Source organism: Chitinophaga varians, from assembly GCF_012641275.1.
Lineage (GTDB): Bacteria > Bacteroidota > Bacteroidia > Chitinophagales > Chitinophagaceae > Chitinophaga > Chitinophaga varians_A.
In genome coordinates, this window is sequence record NZ_JABAIA010000002.1 from 1,447,179 (window position 1) to 1,466,734 (window position 19,556).

At 47.6% G+C, this 19,556-nt stretch carries 17 protein-coding genes; 15 read left to right on the forward strand and 2 right to left on the reverse strand.

What is annotated here, in order from left to right; translation table 11 throughout:
• Window positions 1-107 precede the first annotated feature (107 nt).
• From HGH92_RS20510 to HGH92_RS20580, 15 genes are all read left to right on the forward strand, one after another.
• On the forward strand, window positions 108-1,406 hold the full coding sequence (locus tag HGH92_RS20510; RefSeq protein WP_168872615.1) for a prolipoprotein diacylglyceryl transferase: 1,299 nt from the start codon (window positions 108-110) through the stop codon (window positions 1,404-1,406).
• Window positions 1,407-1,414: 8 nt separating this feature from the next.
• Window positions 1,415-1,843, forward strand: a complete 429-nt coding sequence (locus HGH92_RS20515; RefSeq protein ID WP_168872616.1) for a hemerythrin domain-containing protein — start codon at window positions 1,415-1,417, stop codon at window positions 1,841-1,843.
• A gap of 182 nt (window positions 1,844-2,025) precedes the next feature.
• Window positions 2,026-2,949, forward strand: coding sequence for a DUF2167 domain-containing protein (locus tag HGH92_RS20520; protein ID WP_168872617.1), 924 nt, complete (start codon window positions 2,026-2,028; stop codon window positions 2,947-2,949).
• 468 nt (window positions 2,950-3,417) lie between these two features.
• Window positions 3,418-5,895 carry an outer membrane beta-barrel family protein gene (locus tag HGH92_RS20525; protein WP_168872618.1) on the forward strand — a complete coding sequence of 826 codons (2,478 nt, stop codon included), beginning with the start codon at window positions 3,418-3,420 and terminating at the stop codon, window positions 5,893-5,895.
• A 182-nt stretch (window positions 5,896-6,077) separates the two neighbouring features.
• A complete protein-coding gene (locus tag HGH92_RS20530) occupies window positions 6,078-8,552 on the forward strand; it encodes a TonB-dependent receptor domain-containing protein (protein ID WP_168872619.1) in 2,475 nt (824 codons plus the stop codon).
• A gap of 339 nt (window positions 8,553-8,891) precedes the next feature.
• Window positions 8,892-9,437 (forward strand): RNA polymerase sigma factor, encoded by a 546-nt coding sequence (locus tag HGH92_RS20535; RefSeq protein WP_168872620.1) that lies wholly within the window; start codon window positions 8,892-8,894, stop codon window positions 9,435-9,437.
• Window positions 9,437-9,997, forward strand: coding sequence for a hypothetical protein (locus tag HGH92_RS20540; RefSeq protein ID WP_168872621.1), 561 nt, complete (start codon window positions 9,437-9,439; stop codon window positions 9,995-9,997). Before HGH92_RS20535 ends, HGH92_RS20540 begins: the two co-directional genes overlap by 1 nt.
• On the forward strand, window positions 9,981-11,063 hold the full coding sequence (locus HGH92_RS20545; protein WP_168872622.1) for a hypothetical protein: 1,083 nt from the start codon (window positions 9,981-9,983) through the stop codon (window positions 11,061-11,063). The genes HGH92_RS20540 and HGH92_RS20545 overlap by 17 nt, the downstream gene beginning before the upstream one ends.
• Window positions 11,064-11,139: 76 nt before the next feature.
• Window positions 11,140-11,874, forward strand: a complete 735-nt coding sequence (locus tag HGH92_RS20550; protein ID WP_168872623.1) for a head GIN domain-containing protein — start codon at window positions 11,140-11,142, stop codon at window positions 11,872-11,874.
• Between the two features lie 97 nt (window positions 11,875-11,971).
• A complete protein-coding gene (locus HGH92_RS20555) occupies window positions 11,972-12,463 on the forward strand; it encodes a YajQ family cyclic di-GMP-binding protein (RefSeq protein WP_168872624.1) in 492 nt (163 codons plus the stop codon).
• A gap of 74 nt (window positions 12,464-12,537) precedes the next feature.
• Window positions 12,538-12,789 (forward strand): type B 50S ribosomal protein L31, encoded by a 252-nt coding sequence (locus tag HGH92_RS20560; protein ID WP_168805214.1) that lies wholly within the window; start codon window positions 12,538-12,540, stop codon window positions 12,787-12,789.
• 69 nt (window positions 12,790-12,858) lie between these two features.
• Window positions 12,859-14,040, forward strand: a complete 1,182-nt coding sequence (locus tag HGH92_RS20565) for a putative sugar nucleotidyl transferase (protein ID WP_168872625.1) — start codon at window positions 12,859-12,861, stop codon at window positions 14,038-14,040.
• 18 nt (window positions 14,041-14,058) lie between these two features.
• Complete coding sequence (gene tpiA / locus HGH92_RS20570) at window positions 14,059-14,820, forward strand: triose-phosphate isomerase (RefSeq protein WP_168872626.1); 762 nt, start codon at window positions 14,059-14,061, stop codon at window positions 14,818-14,820.
• A 185-nt stretch (window positions 14,821-15,005) separates the two neighbouring features.
• The gene (locus HGH92_RS20575; RefSeq protein ID WP_168872627.1) at window positions 15,006-15,602 is read left to right on the forward strand and encodes a 2'-5' RNA ligase family protein; all 597 of its coding nucleotides are present in this window, start codon (window positions 15,006-15,008) and stop codon (window positions 15,600-15,602) included.
• A gap of 417 nt (window positions 15,603-16,019) precedes the next feature.
• On the forward strand, window positions 16,020-16,304 hold the full coding sequence (locus HGH92_RS20580) for an acylphosphatase (RefSeq protein WP_168872628.1): 285 nt from the start codon (window positions 16,020-16,022) through the stop codon (window positions 16,302-16,304).
• A 319-nt stretch (window positions 16,305-16,623) separates the two neighbouring features.
• On the opposite strand, the gene HGH92_RS20585 is transcribed toward HGH92_RS20580, so the two are convergent.
• Together HGH92_RS20585 and HGH92_RS20590 are read right to left on the reverse strand one after the other, a co-directional pair.
• Window positions 16,624-18,861: a M56 family metallopeptidase gene (locus HGH92_RS20585; protein ID WP_168872629.1), complete on the reverse strand. Its 2,238-nt coding sequence runs from the start codon at window positions 18,859-18,861 to the stop codon at window positions 16,624-16,626.
• 21 nt (window positions 18,862-18,882) lie between these two features.
• Complete coding sequence (locus tag HGH92_RS20590) at window positions 18,883-19,272, reverse strand: BlaI/MecI/CopY family transcriptional regulator (protein WP_168872630.1); 390 nt, start codon at window positions 19,270-19,272, stop codon at window positions 18,883-18,885.
• Between the last annotated feature and the right edge of the window lie 284 nt (window positions 19,273-19,556).

Genomic DNA, 19,556 nt, shown 5'->3' on the forward strand with positions numbered 1-19,556 from the left:
CAATTCAGAATTTCGAAATTACATCGTACTTTGGTGGTTTGATTTTCCTTGTTGACTAATTCGGCTTTGTTCATAGGAAAATTCAGATCACCAATTTTTTTTGGGCTATGTATCCTAATTTATATTACGCTTTCAGAGATCTGTTCGGTATAGAGATTCCTGTTTTTAAAATCCTTCAGACATTTGGTTTTTTTGTGGCCGTTGCTTTCCTGGCAGGGGCTTATGTACTGACAAAAGAATTGAAGCGCCGTGAACAGCTGGGCTGGTTGAAACCTGTTTCCCAGACTGTACTGACGGGCGGTCCGGCCACTACCGGCGAATATATCAGCAATGGCATCCTCGGGTTCCTGCTGGGCTGGAAAGGTCTTGGGCTGATACTCAACTGGGACAAAGCGTCCCAGAATTTTCAGGGTTTTATCCTCTCTGCTGAAGGCAGCTTTCTCGGCGGCCTCGCCGTGGCAGCGATACTGGTCTTCCTCAAATACAACAGCACCAAAAGCCAGAAAGGAACAGCACCCAAAAAAGAAACCGTGAGCGTATGGCCCCATCAGCGCGTGCCGGACATTATCGTAATGGCAGCTATCGCGGGACTGCTGGGCGCTAAAGTGTTTCATAACCTGGAGAACTGGAACGATTTTGTTCAGGACCCCATTGGCGCGTTGCTCTCGTTCAGCGGCCTAACCTTCTATGGAGGCCTGATAGTGGCCACGGTCGTGATTTTGCGATATGCCCGCAAAAAACAGATCAGCATTAAACACCTGATAGACAGTGCAGCGCCGGCCCTTATGCTTGCTTATGCCATCGGCAGGATGGGATGCCAGTTTGCCGGTGACGGTGACTGGGGCATCTACAACAGCGCCTATATCACCGATACGACCGGTCATGTGGTGCAGGTACAACCTGCTGAATTCAACAATGCTGTTCAGCGGAATATTGCATTCTTCCAACAACAATACAGCGATACTGCTCATATTCCCCATGCGGCTTTTGCCAAGCCCGCAGCGCTCAGTTTCCTGCCTGACTGGTTTTTTGCCTCCGGTTATGCCCATAATGTGGTCAATGAAGGAGTACCAATGCCAGGCTGTGAAGGTCCCTACTGCCGCGTACTGCCCGTTGGCGTATACCCCACACCGTTATATGAGATACTGGCCTGCCTGCTGCTTACCGGCGTGCTCTGGGCTATCCGTAAGAAAATTACCATACCCGGTGTGATCTTCGGGATATATCTCGTACTGAATGGCCTGGAACGTTTCTTCGTGGAAAAAATCCGCGTCAATACGAAGTACAACATTTTTGGCTTTCATCCCACACAAGCGGAAATCATCTCTTTTCTGATGATTGTTGGAGGTATTATCTGGATATGGTACTGCCGTAAAAAAAATGCAGCTGTCGCTACAGCTTCCTGATATAGCATATGCAACGTCATTCAGCACTAATACCCTTATCGCATGAGCATAAGCGGCTGTTATTTGTATGCCGCTATCTGAAAAGAGATGCGGCGCCCTATGAAGGTTTTCCGCTGGAAACACAGGCCCGGTTTGAATATATGGTGAAGGTGTTCCAGGAACTGATGGTGCCGCACATTCAGAAAGAAGAATACCTCTTTGAGAAATGCAGCGGCCACGATCCCCGGGTGGACGCACTGATCGCAGAGCTGCAGGCAGAACACCGGCTGATCTCCGGTATGTACAGCGCTATTACAGAAAGTACCAGCCTGGAAGAAGACATGGACAAAATAGCGGTCAGCCTGGAAGCGCATATACGCAAAGAGGAAAGGGTGTTTTTTGAACTGGTCCAGGACGTACTGCCCCATCTGCTGGAAAATATCCGGTGGGATAACTAAAAGTTTTCTATCTTGCTTATACGAACAATGAGTAGTTTCCGTTGCCGGCACTGCCATCGCGGAAATCGGACCCTGTACCTGTGCACCTTGGTAGCAGTTATTTGTAGTAGTTTTATCCCTATCGTACCAGAACCTTGCATTATCCATTTTTTGTTGAGCTGACAAACCATCCAATCGGTTTTATGCGAAAGGTTTTTGCATATTGTATAATCACTTGTCTGGTCGTCGCCTCCCGGGCTTTTGCCGGTGCAGGGGAAGATGGCCTGGACCGTTATGACCTGCTGGGTCCGGAAGACCGGCTCACGGCATCTTTTACTTATCTCGAAGGAAAGGTGGTGCTGAACAATGGTGCCGTACTGTCTGTGCCGGAGGGGTATCGTTTTCTCAACGCGGTACAGGGCCGGACATTGGTAGAGCGCCTTTGGGGGAACCCGCAGAACCCCGGATTCCTGGGCCTGTTGCTGCCTAAACCCGGCAGCCGGACAGCAAACGATCTCTTTGGTATCGAAATATCGATGGATGAATCAGGGTACCTGAGTCAGTCCGAAGCGCGGCAGCTTAATTACAATATATTGATGCAAAAAATGCAACAGCGCCTGGCACAGGATAATAACTGGCGCAGCAGAAGAGGCCTTAATGCGGTTACAGACATGCATTGGGCCTTACCGCCTGTTTACCATGAATCTGATAATACCCTGCAACTGGCCCGTATCTTGCAATTGGGCAAAAATACCGCCGTCCTTAATTATGAACTGAGAATGCTTACCCGTTCCGGCGCGCTGTGTCTGACTGCCGTGGCACCTATCGGTCAGCTGGAACAGTTGCAGGCGCTGATGCCGGCGATGGGTGCCCGGGTGCACCTGCCGATAGGGCAGCGGTACCTGGATTTCAATCCCCATACCGACCGGCTGGCCGCGTGGACCGAAAAGATGCGCAGAATGGGCGAGATCCTTGATGCCCATCATTTCTTTCAGGGGCTGCTTAATACGTGGCTGTTCGTAGCCGTGTCCCTGTTGATGGTTTTGTTTATATATATAATGCAATACGTCCATCGCCGCCGCGAAATGCCTAAGCAGCTTTTCCGGGTAGATGAGCGACTGAATTAAAATTCCCACTACTATAAACTTCCCCCTTAAGGAAATTTCCTGCCTTGCTTTCCCTTTTTGTTTGCCCTTTAGGGAGATGCCTGCCGCACCTTTGGACTTCTTCTATATGCTTGTGTTTGCTATTTTGTACCGTTCTTCCGGCCTTTTTAACCGCTTGTACCCCTAATATACCTTCGGCACTTCCCTGGTTTCCGGGCTGAAACATTTCCTTTTCCGGGTCGTCTTCTTATTGTTCCTGTCACTTATTACCGCTCGTCCCTGTTTACAGACCGTTCGTGTAAAGATTTGGTACTATGTATTACATGGTACATACCTTTACAATGTAGTTGATGATCTACTGTAGTTGATAAACTACTGTAGTATATTAACCAAGGTTCTTTAAGAAGGAATTCATGAGAAAACCGACTGAGCAGTAACCAGGAACGATCTAAAATCTAAAAAACCAAAAAATTCTAAATCCGCCCTTATATGAGATCAATTTTGACAGCGTTTGCATTAACAGCAGGAATGATAAGCGCAGCGTTAACTTCCCAGGCACAAAACGGACCTAAAATAGCCGGTAAAGTCATCCGCACCGGCGACCAACCAGTTGAATTTGCCACCGTAACCCTCTTAAAGGCCGGCGACTCTTCTCTTGTAAAAGGAGCTATCGCAGACATCAATGGTAAATATGAATTTGAACAGATAAAACAAGGTAAATACCTGATCGCGGCAGCAGCTGTAGGAATGAACAAAGCATACAGCAAGCCCTTTGAAGTGGGCACCACCGGCGTGACCGTCCCCGCTCTGGCCATGGATGCGGCTTCCAAAAGCCTGAAAGCAGTGGATGTTACCGCCCGCAAGCCTTTCGTTGAACAGAAAGCCGATAAAATGGTGGTGAACGTGGAAAGCAGCATCACCGCCGCCGGTGGTAACGCCATGGAAGTACTGGAGAAATCACCTACCATCAATGTAGATAAAGACGGTAACATCTCCATGAAGGGAAAAGGCGGCGTTATCATCATGATCGATGGTAAACCAACCAATATGTCTTCCCAGGAAGTGACAGAACTGCTGAAAAGCATGCCTGCTTCCAACGTAGAACAAATAGAACTGATTGCCAATCCTTCCGCCAAATATGATGCTGCCGGTAATGCGGGCATCATCAACCTGAAACTGAAAAAGAACAAGAACTACGGCACCAACGGTAACGTGAGCCTGGCAGTGGCACAGGGCCTCAGGCCCCGTGGTAACGGTGGCATCAACCTGAACCACCGTAACGAAAACATGAACCTGTTCGGTTCCTATAACTACAGCCACCGCGAATCAGAACAAAACCTGGGCGTGTACCGTACGATGACCAACGACGGCCATTACCAGGTATTTGATCAGAATAATATCGACAGATATAAATCAGACTATCATGCTGCCAAAGTGGGAATGGATTATTTCATCTCCAAAAAACATACAATCGGTGTGATGGCAGACCTGGCACTCCGCGATCGTAACAGCCCGGCTGAGGCCTTCACCAAAATAGGCAACGGTTCCATCGTCGATTCTATCCTGCGTACTAATTCCACTGACAAAGGCAGGTGGCAGCGCGGCGCTTACAACGTGAACTACCGCGGTATCCTGGATTCTACCGGTAAAGAACTGAACATTGACCTGGACTATGCCCGCAACACCAACAAACAAACGTCATCCATCTTTGCAGTAAGCCGCGATGGCGCTGACAAAGGCATACTGGGCAGCGATACTTCCCGCAACAATCAGCCTTCCAGCATTGAAATCAAAACCGCAAAAATAGATTACGTACATCCGTTGAAAGGCGGCGCCAAACTGGAAGCCGGTCTGAAAACCAGCTTCGTGACCACCGACAACGACGCCCGTTTTGATTCCCTGCGCGTGGGCAACTGGATAAAAGATGAAAACCGTTCCAATCACTTTATCTATAAAGAAAACATCAATGCCGCTTATGTGAATTTCAGCAAACAGTTCAAAAAAGTACACGTACAGGTAGGGCTGCGCGGCGAGCAAACCCACATCAATGGCTATTCTGAATCAACACAAAAAGAACAGCTTAAAATAGTGAAAAATGATTCCAGCTATTTTAACCTGTTCCCCAGCGCTGCATTGACTTATGAGCTCAACAAGAACAACACGTTCGGACTGACGTACAGCCGTCGTATCCAGCGCCCGGACTATGAAGAGCTGAACCCGTTCGAGTCTTACCTCGACCGCTATACGAAACAAGCCGGTAACCCATACCTGCGGCCACAGTATTCCAACGCCTTTGAACTGACGCACACTTTTAAGGAATTCCTGATCACCTCACTGGGGTATACCCATACCAAAGATATGATGACAAGAATCCTGGAAGCAGCGGTGGACCCTGCCAGCGGAGATACTTCAGCCATCCGTTACCGTTACCAGAATGTGGCAAAGGCCGACAACTTCAGCCTGAACGTGTCAGTACCCGTTCCCATCACCAAATGGTGGACATCCTTTACAACAGCATCTCTCTTGTATAATATGTATGAAACAGTGGTAGACAAAAATAACGTGAAACTCTCTTCCTTCGGTTTCTTTGGCCGTACACAACAGACTTTCACCCTCGCTAAAAACACCACTGCGGAACTTACATTCCTTTATGTAGCGCCACAGGTACTGGAAGAAGGCCTGTTCAAAATGAAATCCATGTACTCCCTTGACCTGGGCTTACAACAGAAAGTAATGAAAGGTAAAGGAACGCTGAAACTGAGTGTGGCCGACATTTTCAATACGCAATACTTCCGTGGTTCATTTGACAATGCCGGCAGGACCACCGCGCTGGTCAGCAGAAACGATGTACGTCAGGTACGCCTTTCCTTCAACTACCGCTTCGGTAACAGCAACGTGAAAGCTGCCCGTACCCGTGAGACAGGCCTGGAAGCAGAACAGAACCGCGTTAAACAGGGAGGAAACTAAAGATGGTTTTTTAGATATATAAGGATGGAAAAACGCGGCCCTTTTCGCCGGGGCTGCGTTTCTCTCCCACCTTAGAATAGCTGTTCGTCACAAAAAAGAGGAGTTTGGTGGAATTTAAAACAGGAAAAGCTGCCATCCCGATAACTTGGACCAAAAATCAGAAAATTCTAATCTACCCTCGTATGAAATCAATTTTGACAGCGTTTGCATTAACAGCAGGAATGGTAAGCGCCGCATTCACTTCCCAGGCACAAAACGGACCTAAAGTGGCCGGTAAAGTTGTCCGCGCCGGCGAACAGCCTGTGGAATTCGCTACCATTACGCTTTTAAAAGCCGGCGACTCCTCCCTTGTAAAAGGTGCTATTGCAGATATCAACGGGAAATATGAATTTGAACAGATAAAACAAGGCAGGTACCTCATCGCGGCAGCAGCCGTAGGCATGAACAAAGCTTACAGCAAACCCTTTGAGCTGGGCGCTGCCGGCGTAACGGTCCCTGCGCTCTCCATGGAAGCTGCTTCCAAAAGCCTGAAAGCAGTAGACGTTACCGCCCGCAAGCCCTTTATAGAACAGAAAAACGATAGGATGGTGGTGAACGTGGAAAGCAGCATCACTGCCGCCGGCGGTACCGCCATGGAGGTACTGGAGAAATCACCTACCATCAACGTAGACAAGGACGGTAACATTTCCATGAAAGGAAAAGGCGGCGTAGTAATCATGATTGATGGCAAACCCACTAATATGACCTCACAGGATGTGGCAGAACTACTGAAAAGCATGCCCGCGTCCAACCTGGAACAAATAGAGCTCATCGCCAATCCTTCCGCCAAATACGATGCTGCCGGTAATGCCGGGATCATCAACCTGAAATTGAAAAAGAATAAAAACTACGGAACCAACGGCAATCTGAACCTGGGCGTCTCCCAGGGCGAGAGAAGCCGTGCCAATGGCGGACTTAACCTGAACCATCGCAACGAAAAGGTAAACATCTTCGGTTCCTATAACTATAATCATCGGGATCAGAACCAGTGGCTGGGATTATACCGTACCATGACCAATGAAGGCCACTATCAGGTATTTGACCAGCAAACCAGCACGGACCAGAAATCTGATTATCAGGCAGGCAAACTGGGCGTGGATTATTTCATCTCCAAAAATCATACACTTGGTGTAATGGCAGACCTGAGCCGCCGCGACCGCCTGATGCCCAGCGAGGCTGTGACCATGATGGGCAACGGCAGCCGGCTAGACTCTGTGTTGCATACCAATACCGAAGAAAATGCAAGATGGGACCGTGGTGCCTACAACCTGAACTACCGCGGTATTCTTGATTCTACCGGTAAAGAGTTGAACGTTGACCTGGACTATGCGCGGATGACCCAGAAAGTCAACGCTTCCATATTGGCCTTCACCCGCGACGGCGCTGACAAAGCGTTGCTTAACAGCGATACGTCCCGCAACGGCCAGCCTTCCAGCATCGATATTAAATCTGCAAAAATTGATTATGCGCACCCCTTGAAAGGCGGTGCCAAACTGGAAGCCGGCGCTAAAATCAGCTTCGTGACCACTGACAATGATGCCCGCTTCGACTCTCTGCGTACCGGCAACTGGATAAAAGATGAACGCCGCTCCAACCACTTTATTTATAAGGAGAACATCAACGCTGCTTATATCAACTTTAATAAGCAGTTCAAAAAGGTATATGTACAGGTGGGACTTCGTGGCGAACAAACCCATATCAATGGTAACTCCACATTTACAAAAGACCAGCAGATGCAGGTGATCAAAAACGACTCCAGTTACTTCAACCTTTTTCCCAGCGCGGCCGTGAATTATCAGTTGAACAAGAACAATACCCTGGGCCTGACGTACAGCCGCCGTATTCAGCGTCCGGATTACGAAGAGCTGAATCCGTTTGAGTTCTACCTGGACCGTTATACAAAAATAACCGGTAACCCGGGCCTGAAGCCGCAGTATTCCAACGCTTTTGAGGTTACGCATACATTTAAGTCGTTTCTGACTACATCATTGGCATATACGCATACAAAAGACATGATGACCAAGATCCTGGAAGCAGCGGTAGATCAGGCCAGCGGGGATACCACGGCTATACGTTACAGGTATCAGAACGTAGCCAGGGCGGATGTTTTCAACCTGAACATCTCTGCACCGGTACCTGTCACCAAATGGTGGACGTCTTTCACCACGGTGTCCCTTACCTACAATATGTACGAAACTGTGATCGATAAAAACAACGTGAAGTTGTCATCAGTCGGTTTCTTTGGACGCACCCAACAGACTTTCACCCTTACAAAAGACCTGAGCGCAGAAGCTGTTTTCTTCTATGTTTCTCCACAGGTAGCTGATGAAGGGCTGTTCAAAATGAAAGCCATGTATGGCCTGGACCTCGGTGTGCAGCAGAAAGTGCTGAAAGGTAAAGGTTCTGTAAAGCTGGGCGTGACTGATGTTTTCAGGACGAGTTATTTCCGTGGCTATTTCGAGAACCTGGGCCGCACCACTTCTGTATCAAATACATGGGATTCACGGCAGGTACGGCTTTCGTTCAACTATCGCTTCGGTAATAATAACGTCAAGGCCGCCCGTAATCGTCAAACCGGCCTGGAAGCAGAACAAAACCGTGTTAAAGGAGGAAACTAAAGATGGTTTTTTAGGTATATATAAGGATGGATAACGCGGCCCTTTTCGTCAGGGCTGCGTTTTTTACCCAGGTTGCCTGGAAATCGTGTTTCGTCACAAAAAAACAGGGTTTGGTGGATTTTAAAACCGAAAAAGCCGGCTTCCCGGTAATTTTATAAAAAAATTTTAAAGAAAACATTATAGGTGTATATCTATATAAAATATTTATAATTAGATATTTAGATATGTTTTTCCCAAAGGGCTTTAGTATCAGTCGTAAAAAAACTCTAAAGAACGGCCTTAACGCGTGCAACCTTTTTTACAATCATTGTCTTTATAATGAAAGCATCAGCCAATAACTTGAATCAGACGCAAATAGACGGGAATGTAATAGACCGCTGCAAAAGAGGGGATGTTCGCGCATTTCGCGAACTGTATAATGCTTATGCGGCTGCCATGTACAACATCTGTTTGCGTATGACGGGTAATGTCAGTGATGCGGAAGACACCTTACAGGAGGCCTTCATACAGGTACACCGTAACATCGGCAAGCTGGAGCGCGAAGCGAGTGTGACAGCATGGATTAAAAGGATAGTGGTCAACCACTGCCTGAATAATCTGAGAAAGAAAAAAGTGTACTTTGAAGAAGTGGAAGAAGTGGAAGTAGCAGAAGAAGTGGGTATAGACGAGGATTCCTTCACGTGGACCGTGTCCGCTGTCAAATCAGCCATTCACGGGTTGCCGCAGGGATACCGCACCGTACTGAATCTGTATCTGTTTGAAGACTACTCTCACCGTGAGATCGCCGACATGATGGGGATTACGGAATCTACCGTGAAAACCCAGTACATGCGGGCCAAAGAGAAAGTAAGGCAAATTGTAAAACAGCAAAATCTTATTCGTTAATGCCGGAAAATTTTGAAAGTTTTATCCAACAGCACCGGGACGCGTTTGAGGAGCCCGGGCCCTCACCCAGAGTGTGGGACGCATTGGAAAGAGAGTTGGAGGGAGGCCGTAAAGGCAGAGTAGTTTCGCTGCTGGGCAAAAACTGGTTCAAAGCCGCCGTTATCGCAGTATTGCTGGTGAACGCCGCCGTACTGTTTTATATCGCCAGGCATAAACAACAGCAACAGCAGGACCTCGCTGTCGTGATACCGGAAATGCAGGATGCCAAAGTGTATTATTCCAACCGTATCAATGAAAAGCTGGAGCTCATCAACGCCTATCCGGCCAGTGAGCTGGGGCTGGACAGCGCCGCCAGACAAGAACTGCAGTTACGTAACGATACCTATAAAACACTGGAGAATGAGCTGAAAAACAATCCGGGCAACCAAAGAATCCGGGGCGCCATGATCCGTTATTACCAGCTCAAACTGGAGCTGCTTGACAAAATCCTCGAAGAGTTGCATGAAAAACATGCAGCTCCCACTACTCACACAAAAAAACAATATGAAGCTGAAATTTAGTTTGCTGTTATGCCTTGTATTGCCGCTGTTCACTTTTGCCACCAATGGTGACGTAACGTATAAAAAAACCATCCGCAAAGAATTTACCGTTAGCGCCGGCACGGCTTTCAGCCTGAGCAACAAATATGGGAAGGTGGTATTCCACATCTGGGGGAAGAATGAAATCAAAGCGGCCATTACCATTACCGGCTTTGGTAAAAATGACCAGGAAGCACAGGGAATCACCGAAAGCGTAAATATTGATGCCAATCAAAACGGCAACAACGTATCTATCAATACTTCCTATAACCCATCCAAATCAGGCGGGTCCTGGTTTTCCTGGGGCAGTAAAAAAGATTCCAAAGACTACGTCAATATAGACTACGATGTGTTTATCCCTGAAAGCCTTGCCAGGCTCAGGGTAGAGAACAGCTTCGGAGATGTGGTGGCCGATAAATTCAATTTCCCGGCAGAACTGCAACTTAATTATTGTTCTTATGATATCCGTGATGCGGCAGACCTGCAGCTGAGACTTAATTACTGTGACAGGGGCCGTATCGGTAAAGCCAATAAAGTAGTGCTGAAAGGCAACTATTCCAACCTGAAGGCGGAGCAGCTGGACCTGTTGGACGTGAATTCCAACTACAGCAACTATACCGTTACCAACCTGGGAACACTGAAGCTGGCCGCCAATTATGATGATTATAAGATTCAACGGGTGGAAAAAGTCAACGGCCATGTGGCCTTTTCAGATACCAACATCGGTGACCTGGTGACTGATATCTCCATGAAGGTCACCTACGGAGACCTGAACATCAAGAAGATAGTGCCCGGCTTTAAAGGTGCCGATCTGATACTGACGTTCTCCGACCTGAAATTAAACCTGCCACGCAGATTACCGCTGCAGCTGGATGTAGTGATTGTAAATGGCGATCTGAGCACCGGTGGTCTGGAACTGAAAAATGTCAATTCCAATAAAACGTCCAGCACCCTGATTTACAGAGCACAGTCAGGTGGTGGCAGCGAGGGATCGCCGGTCATCAAGATAAAAGGCACTAACTCGGACGCTAGCCTGAACGCCTATTGATCTTCATCTTTACATATGTATTCGCAACAAAGCCCATTCTAAAACCTGATTATAAATCATCTCTAAAAAAACCACAATGAAAACATTCTTTAAGTATGTAGTACCAGCCACCTTTTTAGTAGCACTCGTTGTGTCACTGGCTTCTTTCACCAATGTCCGTAATGAGCGCATCAGAGGCAATGGCCAAATGAAAACTGAAAGCCGGCCCGCCGGTAATTTTGATAAAATTTCCACTGGCGGTGTTTATAATATAGAACTGCAGCAAGGCAGCACCAACAGCATCCAGGTAGAAGCAGAAGCGAACCTGTTGCCCTACATTGAAACCAACATTTCCGGCGGAGAGCTGGAAGTGACCACCCGCAGAGGTATAAATATTGACCCGAGCAAAAAGATTACCGTGTATGTAACGATACAGCAGGTAAAAAGGCTGTCCGCCAGCGGCGCCTGCAGCTATACCGGTAAAGGCGTTATTAAATCAGACAACCTGAAGCTGGAATTCAGCGGTGCCACCCATGCTGACCTGAACCTGAATGCGAAAGACCTCGAAGTGGGCATGTCCGGAGCAAGCCGTGTTGATTTAAAAGGCAGTTGTGACAAGGTGGAATACAAAGCTTCCGGAGCAGCCAATATTGATGCGCTTGATTTTCAGACCCAGGAAGCAGCGGTAGGCATCTCTGGCAGCGGCGAAGCGAAAGTAGCCGTGGAGAAAAAACTGAACATCAGTGTGTCCGGTGTGGGCAAGGTAAGATATAAAGGAAATCCGACCGTTAACCAGACCGTTTCCGGTATGGGCAACGTGCGCCAAATATAATTTTTTTTAGATTTAGATTTATATATGTCGGGCAGGTAGTTCACTACCTGCTTTTTCTTTTCTATATTTGTCGTTCCAAGATAAAAAAAATTGAATTATGCCGTCCTTTGATATTGTTAGCAAAGTAGATTTACAGACACTGGATAATGCGGTTAACACTGTGAAGAAGGAGATCACCAACCGGTTTGATTTCAAAGGGTCACATGTGGTAATTGAACTGAACAAAAAAGACCTGGTGCTGAATATAGAAGTAGACAGTGATATGAAGCTGGGGCAGGTGCTGGACGTGCTGATTTCACGTTCCATGCGTCAGGGGCTGGAAGCCACCATTTACGACCAGAGCAAGGAACCTTATCAGAGCGGAAAGGTATATAAGAAAGAAGTGCCCATCCGGAATGGTATCAAACAGGAAGACGCCAAAAAGATCGTGAAAATGATCAAAGATTCCGGATTAAAGGTACAGGCCGCCATTATGGACGATATTGTACGGGTAACCGGCAAAAAAATAGATGATTTACAGGATGTTATACAGGCATGCAGGGAAGCCAATCTGGGCATACCGTTGCAGTATATTAATATGAAATCCTGATTTTTTTACAATAAACTTTGGGTGTTAAAGAAATTTAGTTACCTTTGCACCCTGTATTTACAATAATATTTGATATGAAACAGGGAATCCATCCGGAAAATTACAGATTTGTGGTATTTAAAGATATGTCAAACGGACACAGCTTTTTAAGCCGTTCCACTGCTCCTTCCAAAGAAACTGTAAAGTGGGAAGATGGCAATGAGTATCCGTTGATTAAGTTGGAAATTTCCAATACTTCTCACCCTTTCTATACTGGTAAGAATGTGTTGGTGGATACCGCAGGACGTATCGACAAATTCAACAAACGCTACGCTAAAAAAGCATAGTTGTTTACAACAATATTTTTATAAAGAATCCCATCGGCTTATCGATGGGATTTTTTATTTTTAACCACTATGGAGCGTCAATACATTCTTTTCGACACGCCCGAACGCGAACTGTTATACCCCTTTACGCATACGAGACCCATTGCAGCCTGCAGAGTAGGAATTCTTACCATACAGGAGAAGTGGGAGCATTGGCTGGGTACTGGTGTCAGTCATTTTACCGTACCTCATTTGCAGGAGAAGTTTCCGCTGCATCGTGGAGATGAAGTCATGATGAACGTGCTGATCAACGGGCACCTAATGCCTGATGAGGAGCTGGTAGCGGCGATAACGGCTTTGGGGCCGGACGAGGAGTTATACAAGGATAATCACCTGGTGGCGAAGGTAATACAGGGCAGGGAAGTCCACCTGCTGCCGGCTGCCAACCGTAAAAACTATACAGGTCCGGTGGTGGGTATTTTCAGGCCCTGGGATATTTTTTTGCAGAACGACCGTGCCATCCGGGAGGATTTTGTGCTGTTGACCAAAGGGCGTACTTCCGCGCCGCTACCAGAAGGCTGCCAGGTATCACATCCTGAAAATGTGTTCCTGGAGCCGGGGGCCGCTGTGTATTGCAGTATCCTTAACGCTGCTACCGGTCCCATTTATATCGGCCGGAATGCGTTGATTATGGAGGGCTGTGCTATCAGGGGGCCGCTGGCGATGGGAGAAGGGGCTGTCTTAAAGATGGGAGCCAAAGTATATGGGGCCACCACACTGGGGCCTTATAGTATCGGTGGCGGGGAAATTAAAAACAGCGTATTTTTCGGCTATTCCAATAAATCACATGATGGTTACGTAGGAGACGCGGTGATTGGTGAGTGGTGTAACCTCGGCGGTAATACTACCTGTTCCAATGTCAAAAACAATGCAGGCGTAGTGAAAGTATGGGTAGAAGCAAAGCAGGGGACAGAGCCGGCAGGGCAGAAATGCGGCGTGATGATGGGCGACTACAGCCGTACCGGTATTAATACCATGTTGAACACCGGTACCGTGGTAGGGGTGTCCTGTAATATTTTCGGCGCCGGGTTTCCGCCAACTTTCCTGCCTTCCTTTAGCTGGGGGCATCAGGTGGGGATGACCGGCTACCGTTTGCCCGAAGCGTTGCGGGATGCCGCCGCCTGGATGGGGTTCAAGGGCAGGCAGTTGGAAGAGGCGGACCGCAGGATACTGGAGGCCGTTTTCAGGGAAACAAACACACAACGACCATAAAACTTAATATCACAGTACATGAGAAAAAAAATTGTTGCAGGTAACTGGAAGATGAACCTTACACTGGCGCAGGGTGAGCAATTGATCAATGACATTCTGCAGACCGGCCTGAAACTGGCAGAAGGGCAGGAAGTGGTAGTGGCTACGCCTTTCCCGTACCTGACCAAGGCCAAGTCCCTGTTGAAGAACTACCCCGGCTTTTTTGTAGCGGCACAAAACTGCGCCAGCGAGAAATCCGGCGCTTATACCGGCGAAGTTTCCGCGGAAATGTTGCAGTCGGTAGGCGTGGATTACGTGATCATCGGTCACTCCGAAAGAAGGGAATACTTCCAGGAAAGCAATGCGATACTGGCTAAGAAAGTAGACCAGGCGCTGGCTGCCGGCATCAAGCCGATTTTCTGCTGCGGTGAGCCGTTGGAGATCCGTCAGGCTGAAACGCAGAATGCATTTGTAGCCAAACAACTGGAAGAAAGTCTCTTCCACCTGACAGGAGAGCAACTCAAAAACGTAGTGATCGCCTATGAGCCGATTTGGGCCATTGGCACGGGGCTGACTGCCAGCGCTGCGCAGGCGCAGGACATGCATGCCTTCATCCGTTCCCAGATTGCCAATAAATTTGGCCGTGAAGCAGCGCTTCATTTAACCATTCTGTATGGCGGCAGTGCCAAACCTGGCAATGCAGCTGAACTCTTTGCCAATCCTGATGTGGACGGCGGCCTGATTGGCGGCGCTTCCCTGGTGGCAAGTGATTTCGCCGCCATCATCCAACACCTGGGTTAGTATTTTTTAGCAAAATAAAAATGGAGCAGGGATAGGCCGAGAGGCTTATCCCTGCTTTGTTTGGTGGTATTGGAAGATCTGGCTGCGTATTTTTTTAGTATAAAATGCTAAAAAAATTAGTATTTCAGAAAAAAGATAGTATATTTGTATTGTCATTCTAACAGTCAGTGTTAAAATATCAGGTTATGAATACGAATTATGAAACTTCGGAAGCGTTATTTGATTATTTGCTGGTAGTGAATCCGGATGTTGTGGTATCAAAAGATGTAAACCGTATACGGCAATTTATCGCCACTTCTCTGGAGGATGCTGCGAGCATTACGTCTCCGGTATACATCCCTTTATTCAGGTCCGAGTTTCCGGCGCGTTTTGAAAATGACTTTATTGACATGGTGGAAGAAGTGGCCAAGCGTCAGTCAGGTTTTGCGATCTATACGTCGCGACTGGAGGCGGTAAGGCATGCAGACGGGCGGCAGAGCATCTGTGTGAACGTTGCCAATCCCAAACCGTTGGTAGAGCTGCACAAAAGCATTATGCAGTGTTTTGATCTGAAGCCGCAGGCATTCAAGCCGGGCATGACGATCGCGCGCGGGCTGGATGAAACTGCCATTGGCAAAGTACTGCCGGCTTTAACGCAGCGGTTGTTTGTGCGGAGTTTTAACTGCCATTGTTTTACCCTGTTGAAACGGCCGGTAACCGGTGGTAAATACCAGCGTGTGAGAGATATTGTGTTTGGGGACATTGAGCATATGACAGGATCTTTGTTCAATTATGCTGCTTAGCAGATTGGACTTTTTATATATCATTGTCTGAATCGGGAAGAGCCGGATTGGAGATGCATTGGATGAAAATTGAACGGACTGTATCATGAATACCCATAACGGTAAGGCTTTCAGCCTATTATTTTGTGACCCCTGTTTCTTCAATTTTCATCTGTAGTTTGTTTCCCTCAAGTTAACCATTCTCAGTCTTTCCTTAAATGTGTGGCTGCTGTCATGGCATGTTCCGGAGGCACCGGTGAAGGGTGAACATCATCGAATCTGCTTTGGAGAATTGGATGTCCTGCTGCCGGACAAATCTATTTCAGCGCCCCGGGATTAATCGTTACATTCGTTCGACCATACAACCTATATGGCCAATGGATCATACTGTTCCGTATTCATCCTGATTCAGACATTTTTGAGATAACCATTGACGTTATGACAACCAAATCAATCGTACACAAAGAGATCATCGTGAAAGGCCGGGTGCAGGGCGTGGGTTACCGGGCTAATGCGAAACATATGGCGGACTTGCTGGGAGTGCAGGGGCAGATCAGAAACATGCCCGATAAAGCTGTATGGATTTTAGCAGAAGCAGAAGAACCGGTAATGGAGCAATTTCTGTCCTGGTGCCGTAAAGGGCCGGCCATGGCTAAAGTAACAGAAATGGAGATCAGTGTGGGGCCTGTACAGCATGTTTCCGGGTTTACTATTCTCCACTAATGTAGTAGTCGTTATTCACTCAATCGCAATTCGCAATTCACAATTTGTAATTCGTAATTCGTAATTCGTAATTCGTAATTCGTAATTCGTAATTCGTAATTCGTATTGGGGTTACTATCCTTCTATATATACCTGGTTAAATAACAGGTTCTGGTGTTCCTTTCCTATGCCTGGACTACCGCTTTACCCTATTGGGCGGTAGTCCTGAAATAAAGAAAAGCGCAAAGAATACGACGGGCCGCTGACGCAACTCCAGCCGTATCATTCTTTGCGCTTTTTCATGATGATGAAGAACGATTGTTTTCCTTATATGGGACGATTAATCTTCGACGCTGATATTAAGATTGCCGGGTTCGGCCTGCCGGATATAGGTCCGTTTGTTTTGCAGGTATTGACCATATTTTTCAGCAACATTGTCGGGTTGTTTGGTACCGTTGATATACAGGCCGTTTCCATTTTTTTCGATGGTGAAGGAATGCTGGCTGTCAATCAGTTTATCATCCGCCATTTTGCTGATCAGTTCGTGATATTTTTTAGAGGAAGTATTGGCCTTTTCGCGGGCAACGTCAGCTCTTTCACGGGCTCTGTCGGCCTGCTGCCGGGCTTTGTCCGCTTCACGGAACATCATGTCCCGTTGTTCGTCCATGTGTTTGCGCATCTGCATTTGTCTGGAAACAGAAGAGTCGCGCATCACCTGCATTTGTTTGAACACTAAAGAAGAGTCGCGCATTACCTGCATTCGCTGCTTGTTAGCTGCGAGCGCTTTTTCACGTGTATAGTGCATTTCCTTCAGTTGATGTGCTCTGTCAGCTTCCATTTTTTTGCGGTTGCTTTCCCATTCCTTGCGGAATTTTTCGCTTTGTTTTCTGAATTCCTTACTGTTCGATTTCCATTCTTCGTTATTGAAATCGAATTTGAAATTCATACTGTTTTTTATGTCCTGCTGCATCTGTGACCAGTCGATGTTTTTCAGCGCTTCTCTGGCGGCTTCCTGAGCAGCCTGTGATTCTTCTGCGATGGCTTTCCAGTCGATTTTGTCTGTTGCGGCCTGTGCTTCTGCCTGGATTTTTTTGATATCTACTTCTTTCAGGCGCTGCATTGCTTTTTCGACAGATTGTTGTGCTTCATCCAATTTTTTCCTGGCGGCTTCCGCTCTGCGTGAATAACGTTCCGGTGTGGAATCGGACAGTGGGCCCATAGGAGCCATCGGAGCCATCGGAGCCATTGGTGGCATCGGAGGCAATGGAGGTACCGGTGTTGAAGGGGAGTATGATACCCGTCCTTTGCTATTCATTACAATAACATTTTTAGGTGTTTGTATGTTGGCGGGGATGGGCGTCTCCGGGGCATCCGGTGGTGTGGGTGGTGTAGGAGCATCTGGGATTACCGTTGCTGCCGGAGCATCTGGTACCACTACCGGCTCCGGGGCCGCTGGTGATGGCGGAGTAGGTGGCATTGGCTGCTCGGGAATGGTATCCGTAGTGGTAGCGCTTTTCAGGTGTTTGTCACTTGCATCTTTCCCTTTGGCAGGGTTGAGCCATGCGATAGACACCAGGGCGGTAGCAATGATGAGGACTGCTAATAATTTTTGACTATAGTTAAGATGTTTTGTTTTCATCTCCATAATTCTTTTGATGCGGTGAAACAGATGTTGTTTGTCATCTGCAGCAGCCATGGCCATCGGGTTGGAAGTTAACCGGTACGTTTCCAGCGCCATCAGGGCTTTGGCATAATGCAGTGGTTGGACGGTGCCCGCGATCACGAGATCGTCGCAACAGTGTTCCCTTTCCTGGCGGATGATACGGGAAATCAGCCATACGAAAGGATTGAAGAAGAGGATCGTCTCTACAATGGATTGGAAGATATTCAACAGATAATCATTGCGTTTGACGTGTGCCAGTTCATGCAGCAAAATGGCTTCCAGCTGCTCTTCCGACAGATTATTGACCATCGCGATGGGCAATAGTACCACGGGTTTCAGGAACCCCAGCATCACTGGTACCTGCACATAACGCGACACCAGCAGCTTTACCGGGCGGGATAATTTCAGTTGGCCCATCAGCCGGCGCAGGTGTTTTTCCCAGGCTTCGCCCATGGGCTCTACCATCGTGGTACGAATGTGATGCAATTGTACAAGGTCGGATGTGAATTTGATCGTCATGAGCAGCATGCCGGCCAGGTACAAGGTGACAAGTATAGGGAAACAGAGTTCCAGGCTGGGAAACAGCGCTACCATCTCCTGCTGGCCCGCGTAAGCGGCCACCGGTTGTAGAGCAGGTACGGCCATATCCGCTGCGCCGGCAGGATGGTATTGTACCAGCAGTTGCCGTGCCGCTGAAATAGTATGCCATTGCTGGTAAAAAGTGATGAGGAACCAGGTGAATATACCGGAAAGCGCAAAAAACGACAGGTTGTATTTAATCCGGGCGCTGGCCATGGGCCATAGTTTCAGCACTACCCTCAGGCAGGCATATACGAAAAAGGACTGCCACAGGGCATGTAGTATGCTCCAGCCAAGCGCGCGCACCAGATCGCCGGTAATAGGTAATAAGTTCATAGTAGTATCCGTTTTTACCTGTTATCGCTTTTGTTGTTTTTCTATTTCCGCTAAATATTCCCTGATTTTTTCCAGTTCAGCGTCAGAGGAACGGTGCTGGCCCAATGCCTGCATGACCAGGCTGGTGGCCGATCCGCCAAAGACGGTGTCTATCATTTTATTCAACAGCTGTTGCCGCGTTTTTTCCTGGGAAACAGCCGCTTTATACACATGGGTCTTACTACTGGTATCTCGTTCCAGCAGGTCCTTGTCATGCATGATCTGCATCAGCTTCAGCGTAGTGGTATAGCCGGCATCTTTAGTGGCAGAGAGGATGTCATGCACCTCCCGTACGGTGCAGGGGCCCTTCTCCCAAAGAATGCTGAGTATCTCCAGTTCACTTTCCGTCGGCTTTATTTGTTTCACAGTCATGATGTTTTATCAAGGATGATTATTGTTGTACGAATATCTTCGTAGCTAATGTACGATTGTTTTCGTAAATGCAAAATAATTTATCCGGGAAAGTGATCAGGGTAATAAAAAGCGGATGAGCGGAAAGCACCAGGAAAAAGGACATACCCCTGTCTTTAGCCTTGCTGCACAAGTCAGTGCTGCTATAGATTGCTTCCAGCCGGCATGTTGGGATAACCACAGAGATACGCGCTGCCATTGAAAGCGGACAAAAAATAGTCTGATAACGGACAAAGTGTATTATT